The organism is Aeromonas sp. FDAARGOS 1404 (assembly GCF_019047085.1).
In the GTDB taxonomy this organism is placed as follows: domain Bacteria; phylum Pseudomonadota; class Gammaproteobacteria; order Enterobacterales; family Aeromonadaceae; genus Aeromonas; species Aeromonas veronii.
In genome coordinates this window covers 3,953,071-3,971,122 of the sequence record NZ_CP077237.1, presented here as the reverse complement: position 1 = coordinate 3,971,122, position 18,052 = coordinate 3,953,071, and the positions used below count along the sequence as shown (strand labels likewise).

15 protein-coding genes and 1 tRNA gene are annotated in these 18,052 nt (G+C 59.2%); 6 read left to right on the top strand and 10 right to left on the bottom strand.

Annotated features, from left to right (window positions below; genetic code table 11):
• Positions 1–74: 74 nt before the first annotated feature.
• The 4 genes from pstB to tadA all read right to left on the bottom strand — a co-directional run bounded on the left by pstB (position 75) and on the right by tadA (position 5,633).
• Positions 75–893, bottom strand: coding sequence for a phosphate ABC transporter ATP-binding protein PstB (gene pstB / locus I6L34_RS18410; protein WP_005334102.1), 819 nt, complete (start codon positions 891–893; stop codon positions 75–77).
• Between the two features lie 133 nt (positions 894–1,026).
• Entirely contained in the window at positions 1,027–2,676 is a 1,650-nt protein-coding gene (gene pstA / locus I6L34_RS18405) for a phosphate ABC transporter permease PstA (RefSeq protein ID WP_005359546.1), read from the bottom strand.
• Positions 2,677–2,708: 32 nt separating this feature from the next.
• A complete protein-coding gene (locus tag I6L34_RS18400) occupies positions 2,709–4,946 on the bottom strand; it encodes an ABC transporter permease subunit (protein WP_058056059.1) in 2,238 nt (745 codons plus the stop codon).
• 204 nt (positions 4,947–5,150) lie between these two features.
• Entirely contained in the window at positions 5,151–5,633 is a 483-nt protein-coding gene (tadA, locus tag I6L34_RS18395; RefSeq protein WP_230848148.1) for a tRNA adenosine(34) deaminase TadA, read from the bottom strand.
• A gap of 305 nt (positions 5,634–5,938) precedes the next feature.
• Here tadA and I6L34_RS18390 point away from each other — a divergent pair.
• The 4 genes from I6L34_RS18390 to aceA all read left to right on the top strand — a co-directional run bounded on the left by I6L34_RS18390 (position 5,939) and on the right by aceA (position 10,062).
• A tRNA-Pro gene (locus tag I6L34_RS18390) sits at positions 5,939–6,015 on the top strand.
• 223 nt (positions 6,016–6,238) lie between these two features.
• Positions 6,239–6,379: a hypothetical protein gene (locus tag I6L34_RS18385; RefSeq protein ID WP_005334106.1), complete on the top strand. Its 141-nt coding sequence runs from the start codon at positions 6,239–6,241 to the stop codon at positions 6,377–6,379.
• Between the two features lie 688 nt (positions 6,380–7,067).
• Positions 7,068–8,675: a malate synthase A gene (gene aceB, locus I6L34_RS18380; protein ID WP_021231043.1), complete on the top strand. Its 1,608-nt coding sequence runs from the start codon at positions 7,068–7,070 to the stop codon at positions 8,673–8,675.
• Between the two features lie 73 nt (positions 8,676–8,748).
• On the top strand, positions 8,749–10,062 hold the full coding sequence (gene aceA, locus I6L34_RS18375; RefSeq protein WP_088869417.1) for an isocitrate lyase: 1,314 nt from the start codon (positions 8,749–8,751) through the stop codon (positions 10,060–10,062).
• Between the two features lie 106 nt (positions 10,063–10,168).
• Here aceA and hda read toward each other — a convergent pair whose 3' ends face one another.
• From hda to upp, 3 genes are all read right to left on the bottom strand, one after another.
• Positions 10,169–10,870, bottom strand: coding sequence for a DnaA inactivator Hda (gene hda / locus I6L34_RS18370; RefSeq protein ID WP_013723920.1), 702 nt, complete (start codon positions 10,868–10,870; stop codon positions 10,169–10,171).
• Between the two features lie 102 nt (positions 10,871–10,972).
• The gene (locus I6L34_RS18365; RefSeq protein ID WP_216955123.1) at positions 10,973–11,992 is read right to left on the bottom strand and encodes a DUF2066 domain-containing protein; all 1,020 of its coding nucleotides are present in this window, start codon (positions 11,990–11,992) and stop codon (positions 10,973–10,975) included.
• Between the two features lie 149 nt (positions 11,993–12,141).
• Complete coding sequence (gene upp, locus I6L34_RS18360) at positions 12,142–12,768, bottom strand: uracil phosphoribosyltransferase (protein WP_005334115.1); 627 nt, start codon at positions 12,766–12,768, stop codon at positions 12,142–12,144.
• Positions 12,769–12,945: 177 nt separating this feature from the next.
• On the opposite strand from upp, the gene purM reads away from it, so the two are divergent.
• Both purM and purN read left to right on the top strand, forming a co-directional pair.
• On the top strand, positions 12,946–13,983 hold the full coding sequence (gene purM, locus I6L34_RS18355; RefSeq protein ID WP_021231046.1) for a phosphoribosylformylglycinamidine cyclo-ligase: 1,038 nt from the start codon (positions 12,946–12,948) through the stop codon (positions 13,981–13,983).
• Positions 13,980–14,618 carry a phosphoribosylglycinamide formyltransferase gene (gene purN, locus I6L34_RS18350; RefSeq protein WP_058058076.1) on the top strand — a complete coding sequence of 213 codons (639 nt, stop codon included), beginning with the start codon at positions 13,980–13,982 and terminating at the stop codon, positions 14,616–14,618. The genes purM and purN overlap by 4 nt, the downstream gene beginning before the upstream one ends.
• A gap of 109 nt (positions 14,619–14,727) precedes the next feature.
• Here the strand turns inward: purN and I6L34_RS18345 are convergent, their stop codons facing one another.
• The 3 genes from I6L34_RS18345 to I6L34_RS18335 all read right to left on the bottom strand — a co-directional run bounded on the left by I6L34_RS18345 (position 14,728) and on the right by I6L34_RS18335 (position 18,005).
• Positions 14,728–15,489, bottom strand: coding sequence for a Nif3-like dinuclear metal center hexameric protein (locus I6L34_RS18345; RefSeq protein ID WP_040066185.1), 762 nt, complete (start codon positions 15,487–15,489; stop codon positions 14,728–14,730).
• 141 nt (positions 15,490–15,630) lie between these two features.
• The gene (locus I6L34_RS18340) at positions 15,631–16,974 is read right to left on the bottom strand and encodes a sigma-54 dependent transcriptional regulator (RefSeq protein WP_058056053.1); all 1,344 of its coding nucleotides are present in this window, start codon (positions 16,972–16,974) and stop codon (positions 15,631–15,633) included.
• Entirely contained in the window at positions 16,971–18,005 is a 1,035-nt protein-coding gene (locus I6L34_RS18335; RefSeq protein ID WP_005334126.1) for a PAS domain-containing sensor histidine kinase, read from the bottom strand. The genes I6L34_RS18340 and I6L34_RS18335 overlap by 4 nt, the downstream gene beginning before the upstream one ends.
• Between the last annotated feature and the right edge of the window lie 47 nt (positions 18,006–18,052).

Sequence of the window (18,052 nt, the reverse complement as noted above, 5' to 3'; positions counted from 1 at the left end):
TTGATTGCTCCGATTATGCCTTAGCCGTTGAACCGACTGCCAATCTGTTTGCTGAGATTCATCCTCTCCTCTCCTTAGCCGTAACGACCGGTAATGTAATCTTCGGTCTTTTTCTTGGCCGGGGTGGTGAAAATGGTGTTGGTATCCGAGTACTCGATAAGCTCGCCCATATACATGAAGGCGGTCTGATCCGATACACGCGCAGCCTGTTGCATGTTGTGGGTCACGATCACCACGGTGAACTGGCTCTTGAGCTCGTTGATCAGCTCCTCGATGGTGAGGGTGGAGATGGGGTCGAGCGCCGAGGTCGGTTCATCGAGCAGCAACACTTCCGGCTCGATGGCGATGGCTCGGGCAATCACCAGACGCTGCTGCTGACCACCGGAGAGACCGAAGGCATTGTCATGCAGACGATCCTTCACCTCGTCCCACAGGGCCGCACCACGCAAGGAGCGCTCGGCGGCCTCATCCAGGGTGCGACGATCGTTGATCCCCTGCAGGCGCAGACCATAGACCACGTTCTCGTAGATGGACTTGGGGAACGGGTTCGGGCGCTGGAACACCATGCCCACCTGACGGCGTAGGGCGGAAACATCAACGCTCTTGTCATAGATGTTGTGGCCGTGCAGTTGGATTTCCCCCTCGATGCGGCAGATCTCCACCAGATCGTTCATCCGGTTGATGCAGCGCAGCAGGGTCGATTTGCCACAGCCTGACGGGCCGATAAAGGCGGTCACCTGCCCTTTGGGAATCTTCATGTTGACGTTGAACAGCGCCTGCTTGCTGCCGTAGTACAGGTTGAGATCCTTCACCTCCAGCGCGGTCTGCTCCGGGGTCAGGTTGAGCAGGTCCAGCGCGGTGTGCTGGGTAGACGTGGTCGTTACGTTGATCATCTGTTACCTCAAAATCTATCTGGAGTGGCCGGACTGCTGCCGGCGCCCCTCACGTATTGGTGCAGAGAGATGGCGGCTCGCGCTCGGCCGCCCCTCTGTTATCTCACTCTTGTATCACTCAAGCGGCGCCGGATTAATGCTCCAGCGACCGGAATTTCTCGCGCAAGTGGTTACGAATACCGATAGCGGTCAGGTTCAGACCCACGATCACCGTCACCAGCAGGAAGGAGGTGGCGTAGACCAGCGGGCGGGCCGCCTCGACGTTGGGGCTCTGGAAGCCGACGTCATAGATGTGGAAGCCCAGGTGCATGAACTTGCGCTCCACATGCAGATACGGGAAGTTGCCATCCATCGGCAGGGTCGGTGCCAGTTTTACCACCCCCACCAGCATCAGCGGCGCCACTTCACCGGCTGCACGGGCAATAGCCAGAATAAGGCCGGTCATGATGGCCGGGCTCGCCATCGGCAGCACGATGCGCCACAGGGTCTCGGCCTGGGTCGCGCCCAGTGCCAGCGAGCCCTGACGGATGGTGCTCGGGATCCGTGCCAGCCCCTCTTCGGTGGAGACAATCACCACCGGCAGGGTCAGGATGGCCAGGGTCAGCGCCGACCAGATCACGCCGGGTGAACCAAAGGTGGGGCTCGGCAGCGCTTCCGGGTAGAACAGCTGATCCAGCGAGCCACCGAGCGTGTAGACGAAGAAGCCCAGACCAAACACGCCGTAAACGATGGATGGCACGCCCGCCAGGTTGATCACCGCGATGCGGATGATCTTGGTCAGGCTGTTCTTGCCCGCGTATTCGTGCAGGTAGACTGCCGCCACCACCCCCAGCGGGGTCACGATGATCGCCATCAGGAACACCATGAACACGGTGCCGAAGATGGCCGGGAACACCCCACCCTCGGTGTTGGCTTCACGGGGATCGTCAGAGACGAACTTGCCGATCTGGTGGAACCAGTGACCCACCTTGGCAAGCAGGCTCATGTCGTTGGGCCATACCACGTCCAGTACCTTGGACATCGGCATGGTCACCAGCTCGCCACGCATATCCTTGACGGTGATGGCGTCGCGGTCCGCTTGGCTACGCAGTGAGAAGAGCTCTTTTTCCAGCACCTGATAGCGATCGTTGAGGGCCTGACGCTCGCTGGCCAATTCGGCTTTGAGCTGATCGGTCAGCTTGTCATCCAGCTCGGCCTTGCGCTCTTTCAGGCGCAGCCGCTCCAGTTGATAGTTGATGCTGCCGATGTCCCCTTTTTGCAGATCGTTGGCCTGTTCTGAAAGGGCATTGGCTCGCGCCAGCACCCGCTGCAGGGCAGGATGCAGATCAGAGGTGAGCTCGCGGCCATCCTCTTTCACCCCGACGATATAGCCATAGAAGTTGCCGTTGGTGGCACGCTCAACCATGGCCAGCTCGGCTGGCTGGCTCTGGGACTTGATGTCCGTCTCCAGCACCCAGCGAAAATCGAGGTCAACGAACTCGCGGTTGCCGGTCTTGACCAGATAGCGGGTCAGCAGCTCGCGCTCTTCCCCTTCCAGCGCCAGACCTGCGGCGCGCAGTCGCTCCACCGGAACCTGCTCGCGATCGTTGATTTCGCCGATCAGTACGCTCTTGTTGCCACTCGCGTCTTCCAGCTGCCACTCATAGATGGGGTGCGGCCAGAAGTAGACCAGACCACGCCAGCCGATCAGCAGCAGCAGACCCAGTACCGCCACCAGACTCAGGCTGACGGCGCCGCCGGTCATCCAGATCCAGGGGGCCCCTGATTTAAACCACTTACCCATTGTCGATTCCTTGTCCATTACAGAGTCGCCCCTTACATCGAGCTGTATTTTTCACGCAACCGCTGACGGACAAACTCGGCCAGGGTGTTGAACAAAAAGGTGAACACAAACAGGACGAAGGCCGCGAGGAACAGTACCCGATAGTGGGAGCTGCCCACTTCCGATTCCGGCATCTCCACCGCGATGTTGGCGGCGAGGGTGCGCAGCCCCTGGAACATGGAGAAGTCCATGATAGGGGTGTTGCCGGTAGCCATCAGCACGATCATGGTCTCGCCCACGGCGCGGCCAAGACCCATCATCACCGCAGAGAAGATGCCCGGGCTGGCAGTGAGGATCACCACCCGGCTCAGGGTCTGCCACGGGGTGGCACCCAGTGCCAGCGAGCCCTGGGTCAGATGCTTGGGCACCGAGAAGACTGCATCTTCAGCGATGGAGAAGATGGTGGGGATAACCGCAAAGCCCATGGCGATACCGACCACCAGCGAGTTGCGCTGGTCAAACTTGATGCCCATTTCGTGAGTCAGCCAGATGCGGGAATCGCCGTGCATAAAAGCATTCTCGATGAGCGGGCTCAGGGCGAAGGCCCCCCAGCCAATCAGCAGCAGCACCGGGATCAGCAGGATGGCGTGCCACCCCTCCGGCAGCAAGGACTTGCCGCGCTCCGGCAGATAGTTCCAGAGCAGTGCAGTCAGCAGCATCCCCATCGGCAGCAATATCAGCAGCAGGATCACCCCGGGCAACGCACCCTCGATGATCGGCGCCAGCCACAGACCCGCCAGGAAGCCCAAGATAACAGTCGGCAGCGCCGCCATGATCTCGACCGTCGGCTTGACGTATTTACGCAGCCCCGCCGACATGAAGTAGGCGGTATAGATGGCACCGGCCACACCGAGCGGCACAGCAAACACCATGGCGTAGAAAGAGGCTTTCAGCGTACCGAATACCAGCGGCACCAAACTCAGTTTGGCTTCAAAGTCGTTGCTGGCGGAGGTGGATTGCCACACATACTGGGGCTCCGGATAGCCTTCATACCACACCTGTTGCCAGAGGGCAGACCAGGTCACTTCGGGGTGCTCGTTCTCCACCGAGAAGAGCTTGAAGCTGTTCCCTTGCTGCATCAGCAACAGGTTGTGACGGGGGGAGATGGCCAGGGCAGAGAGTTCGCCCCCTTCCACCGTCTCGGTCAGCAGCTTGGTCTCGCCGGTGGCGTGGAAGAAGCTGATGATGCCGTCCTTGTCGGCACTGATGAAGCCTTTGCGAAAGTGCTCGGGAGTCAGCAGATCTACCGCGCCATCGCCCTTGAAGTCACGAATTTGGGTGAACTGGCGTTTGCCATCCTTCGCCACTTCGAACCACTGTGAAATCACGCCGTTGTCATTACCCACCAGCAGTGAAGAGGCGCCGGAGAGCAGCTGAACCCGGGTCACATTGGCGTTGGGGGCATTGATCTCCAACACGTTGCGCAGGGAGATTTCGCTCAGGTTATGAATGTCATAGACGGAGAGGCGATTACCCTCGCGCACGAACAGGATCCGCAGATTGGGGGTCAGCAACATCTGATCCACATGGCGCGGCAGGGAGGGAATCGTGTAGTTTTCACTGCTCCACTCAATCTCCCCGGAGATAAAGTTCTCCTCACCGCTCATCACCGTCATCACGCCACGACCATCTTCGGTCACGGCAGCGGTCGCCATCTTGTCCTTGGTGGCTTCGAACACCATCAGTTGCAGTGCCTTCCCTTGCGGGTCGATCACCACCGGCTCTTCGCCGAAGGGATATTGCAGGCTGGGTTCAATCACCCGCACATCGTTGGGATAGGAGACCTTGAACGCTGGCTGGACGACCTGCGCCTTACCATCGGCAAAGCCGTAGGCGATCAGCCGCTGACCAGGAGCAGGGGTCGCTACCGTGGTGATGTCACCAGCAACCTGGGCCTGACCCAGTGACTGGCCGACCTTGATCTTGTCATCTCCCTGCACCGCAAAGAAGTTGACCTGCCCTTTATCGCTGAAGCGATAGCCGATCTCGTTCTGCTCTTCCACGCCGAGCCAGGCGGTCTTCCCTGCGGCAGGCAGGGTAAACGAGGCGGTCGGCTCCATGGAGGCGCCATTGAAGATGGGTTTCACCACATAGAGCAGATAAAAGAAGATAAGCAGCAGCGCCACCAGTACCAGGGCTCCGCCTGTGGTGACGCCATATTTGGCCAATTTATCCTTGATCCGGCGTTTTCTACTGCCCGCCATGACCAGGTTTAACGATTCCGATGACATGCAAGACCTCAATGTAAGCTAGGCTTCGCGGCATTATATGGCGGTTGCATGACAGTTTTGTTACATCGAGAGCGCTTTAACAGAGGTTGTTAACGGAAAAATGGGCGGGGATCCTTTCGAAGGAAGATGGACGCAATATATTGTTTATAAAGGGATATTTATGAGGATAATCAGCAAGGGCAGCCTGCGCTGCCCCCGCATGATTCAGGAAAGGGCATCGTTTGATTGTTGCAACGCCAGTTTGGCCGCCTTTTTCTCGGCGCGGCGGCGCTTGAAGAAGGCCGACAACTGAGCCGAGCAGGCATCGGCCAGCACACCGCCGGTCAGCTCGACTCTATGATTGTGGCGCGGGTCCTGCAAGATCTCGAACACCGACCCCGCGGCACCGGTCTTGAGATCTCGGGCGCCGTAAACCACCCGCTTGACCCGGCTATGGATCAGCGCACCGGCACACATACAGCAGGGCTCCAGCGTCACATAAAGAGTGGTGTCGAGCAGGCGGTAGTTCGCCAGCTGCTTGCCCGCCGCCCGGATCGCCATCACCTCGGCATGGGCACAGGCATCGTGTTCGCTGATGGAGCGGTTCCACCCCTCGCCCACCACCTGACCATCCAGCACCAGTACGGCACCGACCGGGATCTCGCCAATCCCTTCGGCCCGGGCGGCCAATGCCATGGCATGGCGCATCCACTGTTCGTCCAGCTCGGTTTGACTCGGTCTCTCTGGGACCTCTGATGGTTTCACGCCCATCCCCTCTTTATATTGTTCAAGTTTGCATTCCAGCTATCCATACCTGTCAGATGATTCCATAGATAGCAGGCATGATAGCTCGCGGTGACAGGGCGGCGATTATGCCAAATCTGCACGTCAGACCCAAGCCGCATCCCGACTGAGCAATAAAGAAGCAATCGGCATCTCTATGATAAAAAAGGAGTTGCACCCGTTTGGCCATGCTATTAGACTTCCTCCCCGTCAGCCGAGTCTGACTCCGTCGGTGTGTAGCGCAGCCAGGTAGCGCATCTGCATGGGGTGTAGAGGGTCGGAGGTTCGAATCCTCTCACACCGACCATTTTCCCCGAGAATAGCCCAGTCAAACGACTGGGCTATTTTTTTGCCTCCGATTTATCCTCCTGACGATGTCTACCTATCAAGCACAAAAAACACTCAGAACCACTTGAATCTTTTTGCCGAACTCATTAAGATGCGCAACTTTCCGCCGGTAGACAACACAAGGAGGTGGAAACACGAGTGAAGGGATCACTGTCCGGCTTGCGCGCAACACAGGACCAGGCATGAACCAGAACACCGATTTCGCTCCCGCCATTACGCTTTATTCCGTTCCTCACGACACCCCTTGCCACACCGAAAGCGAAAATGAACAGGTCATCCAGCTGGATGTGATCGATCTTGCCGAACCGGATGATGACTATTGAGCCCGGCCAGATGGCCGCTCAATCACTGGGGCATCGCCTGTTCAACACACTCAGTTTCACACCCTTGGCGAGAAATCTGCAAAAAACGACAAACTGCTAATTCTATCAAGGATGGCAGTATTATTGACTGATGTATCTCCCCCTTTCCTCCCCGGCATTCCCCCCGACAACTGATACAAACCTACGTTATTGCACTTCACTTTCCATCGCTGCAACCGCTGGTGCCAACAGAGCCTGCGTCACCACATAAAGTTTAAAACACGCGTTCACCAATCAGGTCTAGCAATAGCAAAACATTCATTGCCACATTCAAACGCAATTTATACAGCTGTTTTGGCAAAGCCTGGAGTTAGGTCGGGATTTGTTTTTGCATTTGTAATTTTATTACGTAATAAATTACAGAACGAGGGGCAAGGTAACGGCCCAAATTAGCCGTTGTCCGAGGGGAAAAAGCAGGAGCATAACCATCTGCGTAGAGTTTTTATACCAACCAAATAAAGCAATAAAAAACATCAACTTAACCACATCGTAAAAACAGGCGTTTAAAAAAAACTGTTGACGTAATCAACAATATTTCGCACCTTATCAATCGTGTTATCCCGTTGTTGCGGGAACGTTTCAGGAACAGCGATTCGACTTTAGTCGTAGTTAGTAAGTTCAAAATGTAATTCTCAAAGGAGTGAACCTTATGTCGGCACCGGCTCAGACCCACTGCAGCGCCCGCCTTCGCATCCAGGGCGAGATGCTGCCCGAATACGCGCAAATTCTGACGCCGGACGCGGTGGCTCTGGTCTCCGAACTGGTGGAACGTTTTGCTCCCCAAAGGGGGGAATTGCTGAAACAACGTGTGGCACGCCAGGCCCGTATCGATGGCGGCGAGCTGCCGGACTTCCTGCCGGAAACCGCCCACATCCGTGAAGGTGACTGGACCATTCGCGGCATTCCCGCCGACCTGCAAGACCGCCGTGTGGAGATCACAGGCCCGGTCGAGCGCAAGATGGTGATCAACGCCCTCAATGCCAACGTCAAGGTGTTCATGGCGGACTTCGAGGACTCACTGGCCCCCGCCTGGAATAAAGTGATCGAGGGTCAAATCAACCTGCGCGATGCGGTCAACGAGACCATTTCTTACACCAGTCCGGAAGGAAAGGCCTATACCCTTAACCCCAATCCGGCCGTCCTTATCTGCCGGGTGCGCGGTCTGCACCTGCCGGAAAAACATGTCACTTTCGATGGCGAGCCCATCCCCGGCGGCCTGTTCGATTTTGCCCTCTATTTCCTGCACAACTATCAGGCGCTGCTGGCCAAAGGCTCGGGCCCCTATTTCTACGTGCCCAAGTTGCAGAGCCATCTGGAAGGGCGCTGGTGGAGCGAAGTGTTCGCCTGGACCGAGGACAAGTTTGGTCTGCCCCGTGGCACCATCAAGGCCACCGTGCTGATTGAAACCCTGCCAGCCGTATTCGAGATGGATGAGCTGCTCTATCAGATGAAGGATCACATCGTCGCCCTCAACTGCGGCCGCTGGGACTACATCTTCAGCTATATCAAAACCTTGAAGAACCATCCGGATCGCGTTCTGCCCGACCGCCAGGTGGTGACCATGGACAAGCCATTCCTCTCCGCCTACTCGCGGCTGCTGATCAAGACCTGTCACAAGCGCGGTGCGCTGGCGATGGGTGGCATGGCCGCCTTTATTCCGGCCAAGGACGCGACCGTCAACGAGCAGGTCTTCGCCAAGGTCAAAGCGGACAAGGAGCGCGAAGCCAATAACGGCCACGACGGTACCTGGGTCGCCCACCCTGGCCTCGCCGACACCGCCATGGCGGTGTTCAATGCCACCATTGCGGCTGGCGCCAAGAACCAGATTGGCGTGCTGCGCGAGCAGGATGCCCCCATCACCGCAGCTGACCTGCTGGCCCCCTGTGAGGGCGAGCGCACCGAGGCTGGGATGCGCACCAATATCCGGGTCGCCCTGCAATATCTGGAAGCCTGGATCAACGGCAACGGCTGCGTGCCCATCTACGGTCTGATGGAAGATGCCGCCACCGCCGAGATCTCCCGCACCTCCATCTGGCAGTGGATCCGCCACGGCAAGAGCCTGTCTAATGGCAAGGTAGTGACCAAGGCGCTGTTCCGCCAGATGCTGGCCGAGGAGCTGGAGGTGGTCAAAGCCGAGGTGGGCACCGCGCGCTGGCAGGCAGGACGCTTTGCCGAGGCAGGCGAACTGATGGAAGAGATCACCTGCGCCGACACCCTGATCGATTTTCTGACGCTGCCCGGTTACGAGCGGCTCTGAATCACGGGCCCCGGGCGGGGCTCGCCAATAACAAGTCAATGGAAACGTGAAATCAATGAAAGAGGGAACTGATATGGCACTGACCCGTGAGCAACAGATCCAGGCTATCGAGAAAGACTGGGCGGAAAACCCCCGCTGGAAAGGGATCAAGCGCGGCTACAGCGCCGAAGATGTGGTGAACCTGCGCGGCAGCTTGCAGCCGGTACACACTCTGGCCCAGCGCGGTGCCGACAAGCTGTGGGGTCTGATCCACGGCGACGCCAAGAAAGGCTACGTCAACTGCCTCGGCGCCCTGACCGGTGGTCAGGCGGTGCAGCAGGCCAAGGCGGGGATCGAGGCGATCTACCTCTCCGGCTGGCAGGTGGCGGCGGATAACAACTTGTCCTCCACCATGTATCCGGATCAGTCCCTCTACCCGGCCAACTCCGTACCGTCCGTGGTGGAGCGCATCAACAACTCCTTCGCCCGTGCCGACCAGATCCAGTGGGCCAACAAGGTTGGACCGCAGGATGAGGGCTTTATCGACTACTTCCTGCCGATCGTGGCCGATGCGGAAGCCGGTTTCGGTGGCGTATTGAACGCCTTCGAACTGATGAAGGGAATGATTGAAGCGGGCGCCGCTGGCGTGCACTTCGAAGATCAGCTCGCTTCCGTCAAGAAGTGCGGCCATATGGGTGGCAAGGTGCTGGTACCGACTCAGGAAGCGGTGCAGAAGCTGGTTGCTGCCCGTCTGGCAGCCGATGTGTGCGGCACCACCACCCTGGTGATCGCCCGTACCGACGCCAACGCCGCTGACCTGTTGACCACTGATGCCGACCCGTACGATGCAGACTTCCTGACTGGTGAGCGCACTGCTGAAGGATTCTACAAGGTGCGTGCCGGTATCGATCAGGCCATCGCTCGCGGTCTGGCTTACGCCCCCTACGCCGACATGGTGTGGTGTGAAACCGCCAAGCCGGACCTGGACGAAGCGCGTAAATTTGCCGAAGCAATCAAGGCCAAGTTCCCGGATCGCATCCTGGCCTACAACTGCTCCCCGAGCTTCAACTGGAAGAAGAATCTGGACGATGCCACCATCGCCCGCTTCCAGCAGGCGCTCTCCGATATGGGTTACAAGTACCAGTTCATCACCCTCGCGGGTATCCACAACATGTGGTTCCACATGTACGAGCTGGCCTACCAGTACGCCCGTGGCGAAGGGATGAAGCACTACGTCGAGATGGTGCAGGAGCCGGAATTTGCCGCCGCCAGCCGTGGCTACACCTTCGTGGCCCACCAGCAGGAGGTCGGTACCGGTTACTTCGACAAGGTGACCACCGTCATTCAGGGCGGCCAATCCTCGGTCACCGCGCTGACCGGCTCCACCGAAGAAGATCAGTTCCACTAATAAAAAAGCTGCCTTGAAATAGCAAAACCCCGGCCTGAAGCCGGGGTTTCTTTTTATCTGCCATTCAAACGAAAGTCAGGCGCACAACCGCACACCACCGAGAGGATCAAAGCTCGAGGATCTCTTTGACAAAGGGAATGGTGAGCTTGCGCTTGGCGCGAAATGAGGCGTTGTCGAGCTGATTGAGAGTGGTGAGCAGGGTTCGCATATCGCGGGAGAGTCGGTTGAGCAGGAAGCGGCCCACATCGATGGGCAATTTGAAGCCCCGCAACTCGGCACGCAGTTGCAGGGCACTGAGCTTGCCTTCATCATCCAGCTCTTCGAGATGGAAACTCACCCCCCAGTCGAGGCGCGAGGCGAGATCCGGCAGTTGCAGCCCCAGTTTGCGCGGTGCGCTGCAACCGGTGACCACCAGCGTCCCCTCGCCCTTCTCCTGCCAGCGGTTGTAGAAATCGAACAGCGCCCGCTCCCACACGGCATTGCCGGCGATCGCCTCAAGGCTGTCGAGACAGACCAGCGGCAGGCTTTCGAGGGCATCGAGCATACTGGGATCGAGCTGTTCAAACTGATCGAGGGAAAGATAGGCAGCCGCCGCATCGCGGGCGTTGACCTCGGCACAGGTGGCGTGGAGCAGATGAGAGCGTCCGGATCCCTTGGCTCCCCAGAAATAGAGGAAAGGTGATCCCTGACCGATGGCCGCATTCTTGAGGGCGGTGATCAGATGAGCATTGTTGCCGGGATAAAAACTGACGAAGGTTTCATCATCCGGTAGTTGTACGGCTAAAGACAGTTGGGCCGGTTGCTTCACTCGTTGGGCTTTGACTGTGACATTTGTGGCTAAGTGTATCATCGCAAAGGCAGATAGAGAACCGCCCGGGCAAGCCGGGCGGTCTACAAAAGCCTTATAAAATCAGGGCTGCGACCATTGGTAACGCAAACCGCTGCCATTATCGTCAACCTTGCGCAAACGACTCTCAAGTTGCAGCGCCCGCACCAATTCGGCCTGCTCCCCTTGCAGGGTAAAGTTGAAGGTGACCTGGTCCCCCTCCAGCTTGCCGATCGCCACCTTGCTGACGTTGGCCATCCCCTGCAGCATCTTCTGCACGGCGATCATGCTGTCCACTTCGGAGAGGCCATCTACCACCAGGGTCTGGCTGGTTGCCGGACCAGAAATGCGGGCACCGTAGTTTTTCACTAGCCAGGCCGCCAGGGTATCGGCAAACCCTTGCGCCACTTCGGCCTGAGTGCCGGTGTTATTGCCACGGGTCAGCTCGGCCACTTCACCGGCCGCTTTGGGGCCGTAGAGTCCCCAATCGATGCTCCACTTGTCACCTTCAGGAGTCAGCTTGCCCAGCACCACCATCTCGGCGCCATAGCGCTGGCTTGCCTGCAAAATCGGGTCGGCAAAGCGTCCCCAGACGTCGGTGGCACTGACCGCCATGTTGTCATCGAGATCCATCAGCGGAATGCTGATGGGTAGCCCCAGCGTCTGGGCCTGCTCGCGCAAGGCTTGCGCCCAACCATCGCTGGATTGATCCGCCAGCAGGCGACGCTCCCCCTGATCCACCACCAGCCAGATCGCCATCTGGGGACGCGCCGGGCCAAGCAGGGCAAACTGGCTCTCGGAGACCAAGCTGTTGACCTTGTCACTCTTGAACTCGGCTTTCAGATACTTGACGGAGTCCTGATCCTGATAGCCATAGCTTTTGACATAGTCGCCCGGGGCCGCTAGCGCCTTGACCACCACCGGCTGGGTGAGGATGTCGCGCTTGCCGGTCACCTTGATCAGCACCTGACCCAGTGCCTGCCCTTGAGCGGCCACCATGTCGCCACTGGTCGGGGCCTTGCCCTGATAGAGGTCGGCCACCTGAGCGGCCGAGGCCATAAATGACAAGCCGCAGCAGAGGGCGGTCACAACACGTTTGAACATGAACAGAGTCTCGAAATGGGAGAGTGTGCTTATGGTAGCGGCAAGGCGCATCCTGCGGCAAGGCTGGCACAAGCGGCCACAAACAGCAGAGCCGGCGATGCGCCGGCTCCGATCACCCCTTCCACATGGGAAGCGGTCAAGGCATAAACTTATTTGGTACCGAAGATCTTGTCGCCGGCATCGCCCAGACCCGGCACGATGTAGCCTTTCTCGTTCAGCCCCTGGTCGACAGAAGCGCAATAGAGCTCTACGTCAGGGTGAGCGGCTTCCAGCGCCTTGATCCCTTCCGGCGCGGCAACCAGTACCAGCACCTTGATGGATTGGCAGCCTTTCTTCTTCAGCAGATCGATGGTGGCGATCATGGAGCCGCCGGTGGCCAGCATCGGATCGATGACCAGCGCCAGACGCTCTTCGATGTTGCTGACGATCTTCTCGAAATAGGGAACCGGTTGCAGGGTCTCTTCATCGCGGTAGATACCGACCACGCTGACGCGGGCGCTCGGCATGTGCTCCAGCACGCCATCCATCATGCCAAGGCCGGCACGCAGGATAGGTACGACGGTTACCTTCTTGCCTTTGATCTGGTCAACTTCTACTGGCCCATTCCAGCCATCGATGATAACCTTCTCGGTTTCGAAGTCAGAGGTCGCTTCATAGGTCAACAAACTGCCCACTTCTTTGGCCAGTTCACGGAAACGCTTGGTGCTGATATCGCCTTCACGCATCAGACCGATCTTGTGTTTGACCAGGGGGTGTTTGACTTCAACGACTTTCATTATTATCTCCTCTAACCTGCCGCAAAAAAAATCGCGGAATCATACAACAAAAGCCACCGCTTGTAGAGCATTTCCGCGCAAAAACGCGCAAACGATTTCCTTTCTGGTTTTTCACCGCCACTGTTAGAATACGCCCCGAATTTTACCCTCCACTTCTTTACATGACGGGGAATACTCGTGACTGACAAAACCTCACTGAGCTACAAGGATGCTGGCGTAGATATCGATGCCGGCAATGCACTGGTTGAACGTATCAAGGGCGTGTCAAAGCGCACTCGTCGTCCTGAAGTCCTTGGTGGTCTTGGCGGCTTTGGGGCCTTGTGTCAAATCCCTGCGGGCTACAAGGAGCCGGTACTGGTCTCCGGTACCGATGGTGTGGGCACCAAGCTGCGGCTGGCCATCGACCTGAAGAAGCACGACACCGTGGGCATCGATCTGGTGGCCATGTGCGTCAATGACCTGATCGTACAGGGCGCCGAGCCGCTGTTCTTCCTCGACTACTATGCAACCGGCAAGCTGGACGTGGACACCGCAGCCGCGGTAGTCACCGGGATCGGTGCCGGTTGCGAGCAGTCAGGCTGTGCCCTGGTGGGCGGCGAGACCGCCGAGATGCCGGGTATGTATGAAGGGGAAGACTACGACATCGCCGGTTTCTGCGTCGGTGTGGTGGAGAAGAGCGAAATCATCGACGGCAGCAAGGTCGGTGAAGGGGATGCCCTGATCGCCCTGGCCGCCAGCGGCCCTCACTCCAACGGCTTCTCCCTGATCCGTAAAATTCTGGAAGTCTCCAAAGCCGACGTGCATCAGCCGCTGGGTGACACCACCCTGGCCAACGCCCTGCTGGAGCCGACCCGCATCTATGTGAAACCTGTGCTCAAGCTCATCAAGGAGTGCGAGATCCACGCCCTCTCCCACATCACCGGCGGTGGCTTCTGGGAGAACATCCCCCGCGTATTGCCTGCCAATACTCAAGCAGTGATCGACGAGCAGAGCTGGCAGTGGCCGGCGGTGTTCAGCTGGCTGCAGCAGGCTGGCAACGTCACCCGTCACGAGATGTATCGCACCTTCAACTGCGGTGTCGGCATGATCATCGCCCTGCCCGCCAACCAGCTGGAGAAGGCGCTGACCCTGCTCAAAGCGGAAGGCGAGAACGCATGGCACATCGGTCATATCGCCAAGGCAGCAGACGGTGAGGAGCAGGTCGTCATCAAATGATGCGGATCCTCGTCCTAATCTCCGGCAGCGGCAGCAACCTGCAGGCGATCCTCGACCACTGCGCCAGCGGCAAGATCGCCGGTGAGGTGGTCGGCGTCATCAGCAACAAGGCCGATGCCTATGGTCTGGTTCGCGCCAAAGATGCGGGGGTGGCGACCTCCATTCTGGCCCAGCAGCAGTTTGCCAGCAGGGAGGAGTATGACGCCGCCCTGCTGGCGCTGATGGCAGACTATCAGCCGGATCTGGTGGTGCTGGCCGGGTTTATGCGGATATTGAGCGGCGATCTGGTGCGCCATTTCGCCGGGCGGATGATCAATATCCACCCCTCCCTGCTGCCCAAGTATCAGGGCCTGCACACCCACCAGCGCGCCATAGATGCCGGTGACAGTGAACACGGCGCCAGCGTCCACTTCGTGACCGAAGAGCTGGACGGGGGCCCTGTGATCCTGCAGGCCCACGTCCCCATCTTTGAAGGGGACACGGCGGACGAGGTAGCGGCACGGGTACAGGCGCAGGAGCACAGCATCTACCCGCTGGTGGTGCGCTGGTTCTGCGAAGGCAGGCTGCAGATGGTAGATGGCGCCGTGCAACTGGATGGAGCCCTGCTGGGCCCCGCTGGTTACGCCTGCGAGTAACCGCCAACAACTGCATGTCAGATACAACAAGGGAGGCTTAGGCCTCCCTTGTCATTGCTACCTACCGCACGATGGCTGCGGTTAGGTCGGATTACTCGGCCAAGCGACCCTACACCGGATTGTCGATATCAATAAAGGTCACATCCAGCCCGTGCACGGTCGCCAGCCACTCCCCCAGCGCCTTGACGCCGTAACGCTCGGTGGCGTGATGGCCCGCGGCGTAGAAGTGCATCCCCATCTCGCGGGCGGTGTGAATGGTCTGCTCTGAGGCTTCACCGGAGATAAAGGCATCGATGCCCTGCTCCGCCGCCAGATTGATGTAGCTCTGACCGCCGCCGGTGCACCAGGCCACGGAGCGGATCAGCTCGGGGCCGGTATCGCCACAATAGAGGGGTTCGCGGCCAAGGCGCTCGGCAATCAGCTTGGCAAAATCGCTGCCGCTCATCGGCTCTTCCAGCTTGCCCACCATGGCGACGCTCTTGCTGTTCCACGGCTCCAGACCGCGGCGTACCTTGATGTCAAGCAGCTTGGCGAGCTGGGCGTTGTTACCCACCTCGGGATGGACATCCAGCGGCAAATGGTAGGCAAACAGGTTGATATCGTGGGTCAGCAGGGTCTTGAGCCGACGCTGCTTCATGCCGGTGATCTGGGCCGGTTCACCGCTCCAGAAGTAGCCGTGATGGACCAGGATGGCATCGGCCTCGGCAGCTACCGCCGCGTCGATAAGCGCCTGACTGGCGGTGACACCGGTCACTACCTTGCGAATACGTTCGCGCCCCTCCACTTGCAAGCCGTTGGGGCAGTAATCCTTGATAGCGTGCGGTTCGAGCAGATGGTTCAGTACGGTTTCGAGTTTTCGATGAGAGATCATAGGGGTCCCTTATTAAGGCTCGGTCCCCTGCTTTACCAATAAAAACAGGGCCCAGGCTCAAAGCGCCAAGGGCCCCATGATAATCGAGCCGGGCCGTCAAGACCATGACAGCCCCCACACAGTGCGGTTTCCCTCCCGGCCTCAGGCTGGCAGGTCGATCCCCGCCTCCCGCATCTGGGCCAGCTTGTAGCGCAGGGTGCGCGGGCTGATGCCGAGCCGATCGGCCACCGCCTTGCGGCTGCCGTTACAATCTTGCAGGGTGTCGAGAATGATCTGGTGCTCCTGCTGCTTGAGCTCGCTGCCGAGGCGATCGCCACCATAGCTGCGCTCGACGCTGACAAACTCCATCTCCTGCTCATCCAGCTCCTCCAGAATGAGGTGGTCACAATCAATGACCCCGTCGGGGCTGAGGATCAGGGCGCGCTGTACCACGTTGTCCAGCTCCCGCACGTTGCCGGGCCAGGGGTGGGCCAGCAACCGCTCCCGCGAGGCATCTGTCAACTGTGGTGTCGGCAGCCCCTGCTGACTGGCATGAAGCGCCAGCAGATGTTCCGCCAGCGGCAGAATATCCCCGGGCCGCTCGCACAGTGCTGACCAGCGCAGTGGAAAAACGTTGAGGCGATAGTAGAGGTCTTCGCGGAACTGACCATCCTGCACCGCTTTTTTCAAATCCCGGTTGCTGGTGGCGATGACCCGCACATCCAGCGGGATCATCTTGCGACTGCCGAGCCGCTCCACCTCTTTCTCCTGCAACACCCGCAGCAATTTGGCTTGCAGCCCCTGATCCATCTCGGTGATCTCGTCGAGCAGCAGGGTGCCTCCCTGCGCTTGTTCGAACTTGCCCGGGCACCCCTGCACCGCACCGGTGAAGGCCCCCTTCTCGTAACCAAACAGGGTCGCCTCCAGCATGTTTTCCGGAATGGCGGCGCAGTTAATGGCGACGAAAGGCTGCTCGGCGCGGCTGGAGTTGTCATGAATGTAACGGGCCAGCACCTCTTTACCCGTCCCGCTCGGGCCGGTCACCATCACGGTCGCTTCGCTTCTGGCCACCCGGGTCGCCAGCTGGAACAGCTCGGCAGTTTTGGGATCCCCGTAGACCACAGCGCGCTTCTCCACCTTCTGGGCGGGCACATAGCGGCTGACCTGATTAAGCAGCACCTCCGGCGAAAATGGCTTGGCCAGATAGTCGATGGCCCCTTCACGCATGGCGCGCACCGCACCGTCGATGTTAGCGTAGGCGGTCATCAGCAGCACGGGTATCTGCGGATATTGCTGGCGAATGGTCGCCAGCAGGGTGAGGCCGTCCATTCCCCCCATCTGGATATCGGAGATCACCATGTCAAACGGCTGACGGGAGAGGGCCAGCAGAGCCCGCTCGCCGCTGTCCGCTTCACGGCACTCATAACCGCCGAGCAAAAGGGTATCCACCAGCGCTTCGCGCAGGCCATTGTCATCTTCAACTACCAGGATCCTGGCCTGTGTCATGCTACACCTCCAAGCTGCACCGGTTGCTGGTGCAGGGGGAACGACAGAGTAAAGCAGGTGCCTTCACCGGGAACCGAGGCCACACCGACCTCCCCCTGATGGGCACGCACTACAGATTGCACCACCGCCAGCCCGAGACCTGTGCCCTGGGAGCGAGTGGTAAAGAAGGGTTCGAATACCTGACCGAGCTGATGGGAAGGGATCCCCTTGCCATTATCGATGACCCGCATCTCCACCCGGGCGCCACTGCGCACCGCGCTGACCAGCAGCGAGGTGGCCCCTGCCTGCTGGGCATTGGCAATCAGGTTGTTGATGGCACCCGCCAGCGCACTGCTGTTGGCCAGCAGACAGAGATCGGGCTCCGGAGCTTCCATGTGCAGCTCGCAGCCCTGTTGCTGGCAGAAGGCCTCGGCACCGGCCTGCACTTCGGCCAGCAGCCCTTGTACCGAGATGGGGGTGACCACCTGATTGTCGCCATTGCGGGCAAACAGCAGGATGTCGTTGATCTGCTTCTCCAGATCCTGCAAACGGGCCATCAACTTTTGCTGAAACTGAGTGCGAGATTCCGGCTTGAGGGTGCGGTTGGCCAGGTTGGCGGCATAGAGCATGGCAGCGGAGAGCGGAGTGCGGATCTGGTGGGCAAGTGAGGCCGCCATATTGCCCAGCGCCGACAGCCGCTTCATGTGGTTGATGCGGTCTTGCAGTTTACGGGTTTCGGTCAGGTCATTGATAAAGACCAGCTGGCCGGGCTGATCCGGCAGCGGTTGGGTCGAGAGCTGCACCCGGCGCCCGTCGCGCAGGGAGATCTCGTGGCCATCATCCTCCCGCGGCTCAAAGCAGCGGGCAATGATGTGGCGCCAGAGCTCCCCTTCCAACGGCTCTCCCAGCAAGGAGATGGCCGCCGGATTCGCGCGGGTGACCACCCCTGCCCCGTCAAGCAGCAACACCCCGGTGGGGAGCGCCTTGAAGATGGCATAGAGCTGGCTCACTTCGTGGGACTGGAGTGGCATGTCCTGCTGCTGGATTGTCATAAACCTGACCTCAAACTGGCTATTGGGTCAGGTTATTCAATTTCCAT

Coding starts and splice junctions, on each gene's coding strand:
- pstB (WP_005334102.1), bottom strand. CDS start 893: ATGATCAACGTAACGACCACGTCTACCCAGCACACCGCGCTGGACCTG.
- pstA (WP_005359546.1), bottom strand. CDS start 2,676: ATGGGTAAGTGGTTTAAATCAGGGGCCCCCTGGATCTGGATGACCGGC.
- I6L34_RS18400 (WP_058056059.1), bottom strand. CDS start 4,946: ATGTCATCGGAATCGTTAAACCTGGTCATGGCGGGCAGTAGAAAACGC.
- tadA (WP_230848148.1), bottom strand. CDS start 5,633: ATGCGCCATGCCATGGCATTGGCCGCCCGGGCCGAAGGGATTGGCGAG.
- I6L34_RS18385 (WP_005334106.1), top strand. CDS start 6,239: ATGAACCAGAACACCGATTTCGCTCCCGCCATTACGCTTTATTCCGTT.
- aceB (WP_021231043.1), top strand. CDS start 7,068: ATGTCGGCACCGGCTCAGACCCACTGCAGCGCCCGCCTTCGCATCCAG.
- aceA (WP_088869417.1), top strand. CDS start 8,749: ATGGCACTGACCCGTGAGCAACAGATCCAGGCTATCGAGAAAGACTGG.
- I6L34_RS18365 (WP_216955123.1), bottom strand. CDS start 11,992: ATGTTCAAACGTGTTGTGACCGCCCTCTGCTGCGGCTTGTCATTTATG.
- upp (WP_005334115.1), bottom strand. CDS start 12,768: ATGAAAGTCGTTGAAGTCAAACACCCCCTGGTCAAACACAAGATCGGT.
- purN (WP_058058076.1), top strand. CDS start 13,980: ATGATGCGGATCCTCGTCCTAATCTCCGGCAGCGGCAGCAACCTGCAG.
- I6L34_RS18345 (WP_040066185.1), bottom strand. CDS start 15,489: ATGATCTCTCATCGAAAACTCGAAACCGTACTGAACCATCTGCTCGAA.
- I6L34_RS18340 (WP_058056053.1), bottom strand. CDS start 16,974: ATGACACAGGCCAGGATCCTGGTAGTTGAAGATGACAATGGCCTGCGC.
- I6L34_RS18335 (WP_005334126.1), bottom strand. CDS start 18,005: ATGACAATCCAGCAGCAGGACATGCCACTCCAGTCCCACGAAGTGAGC.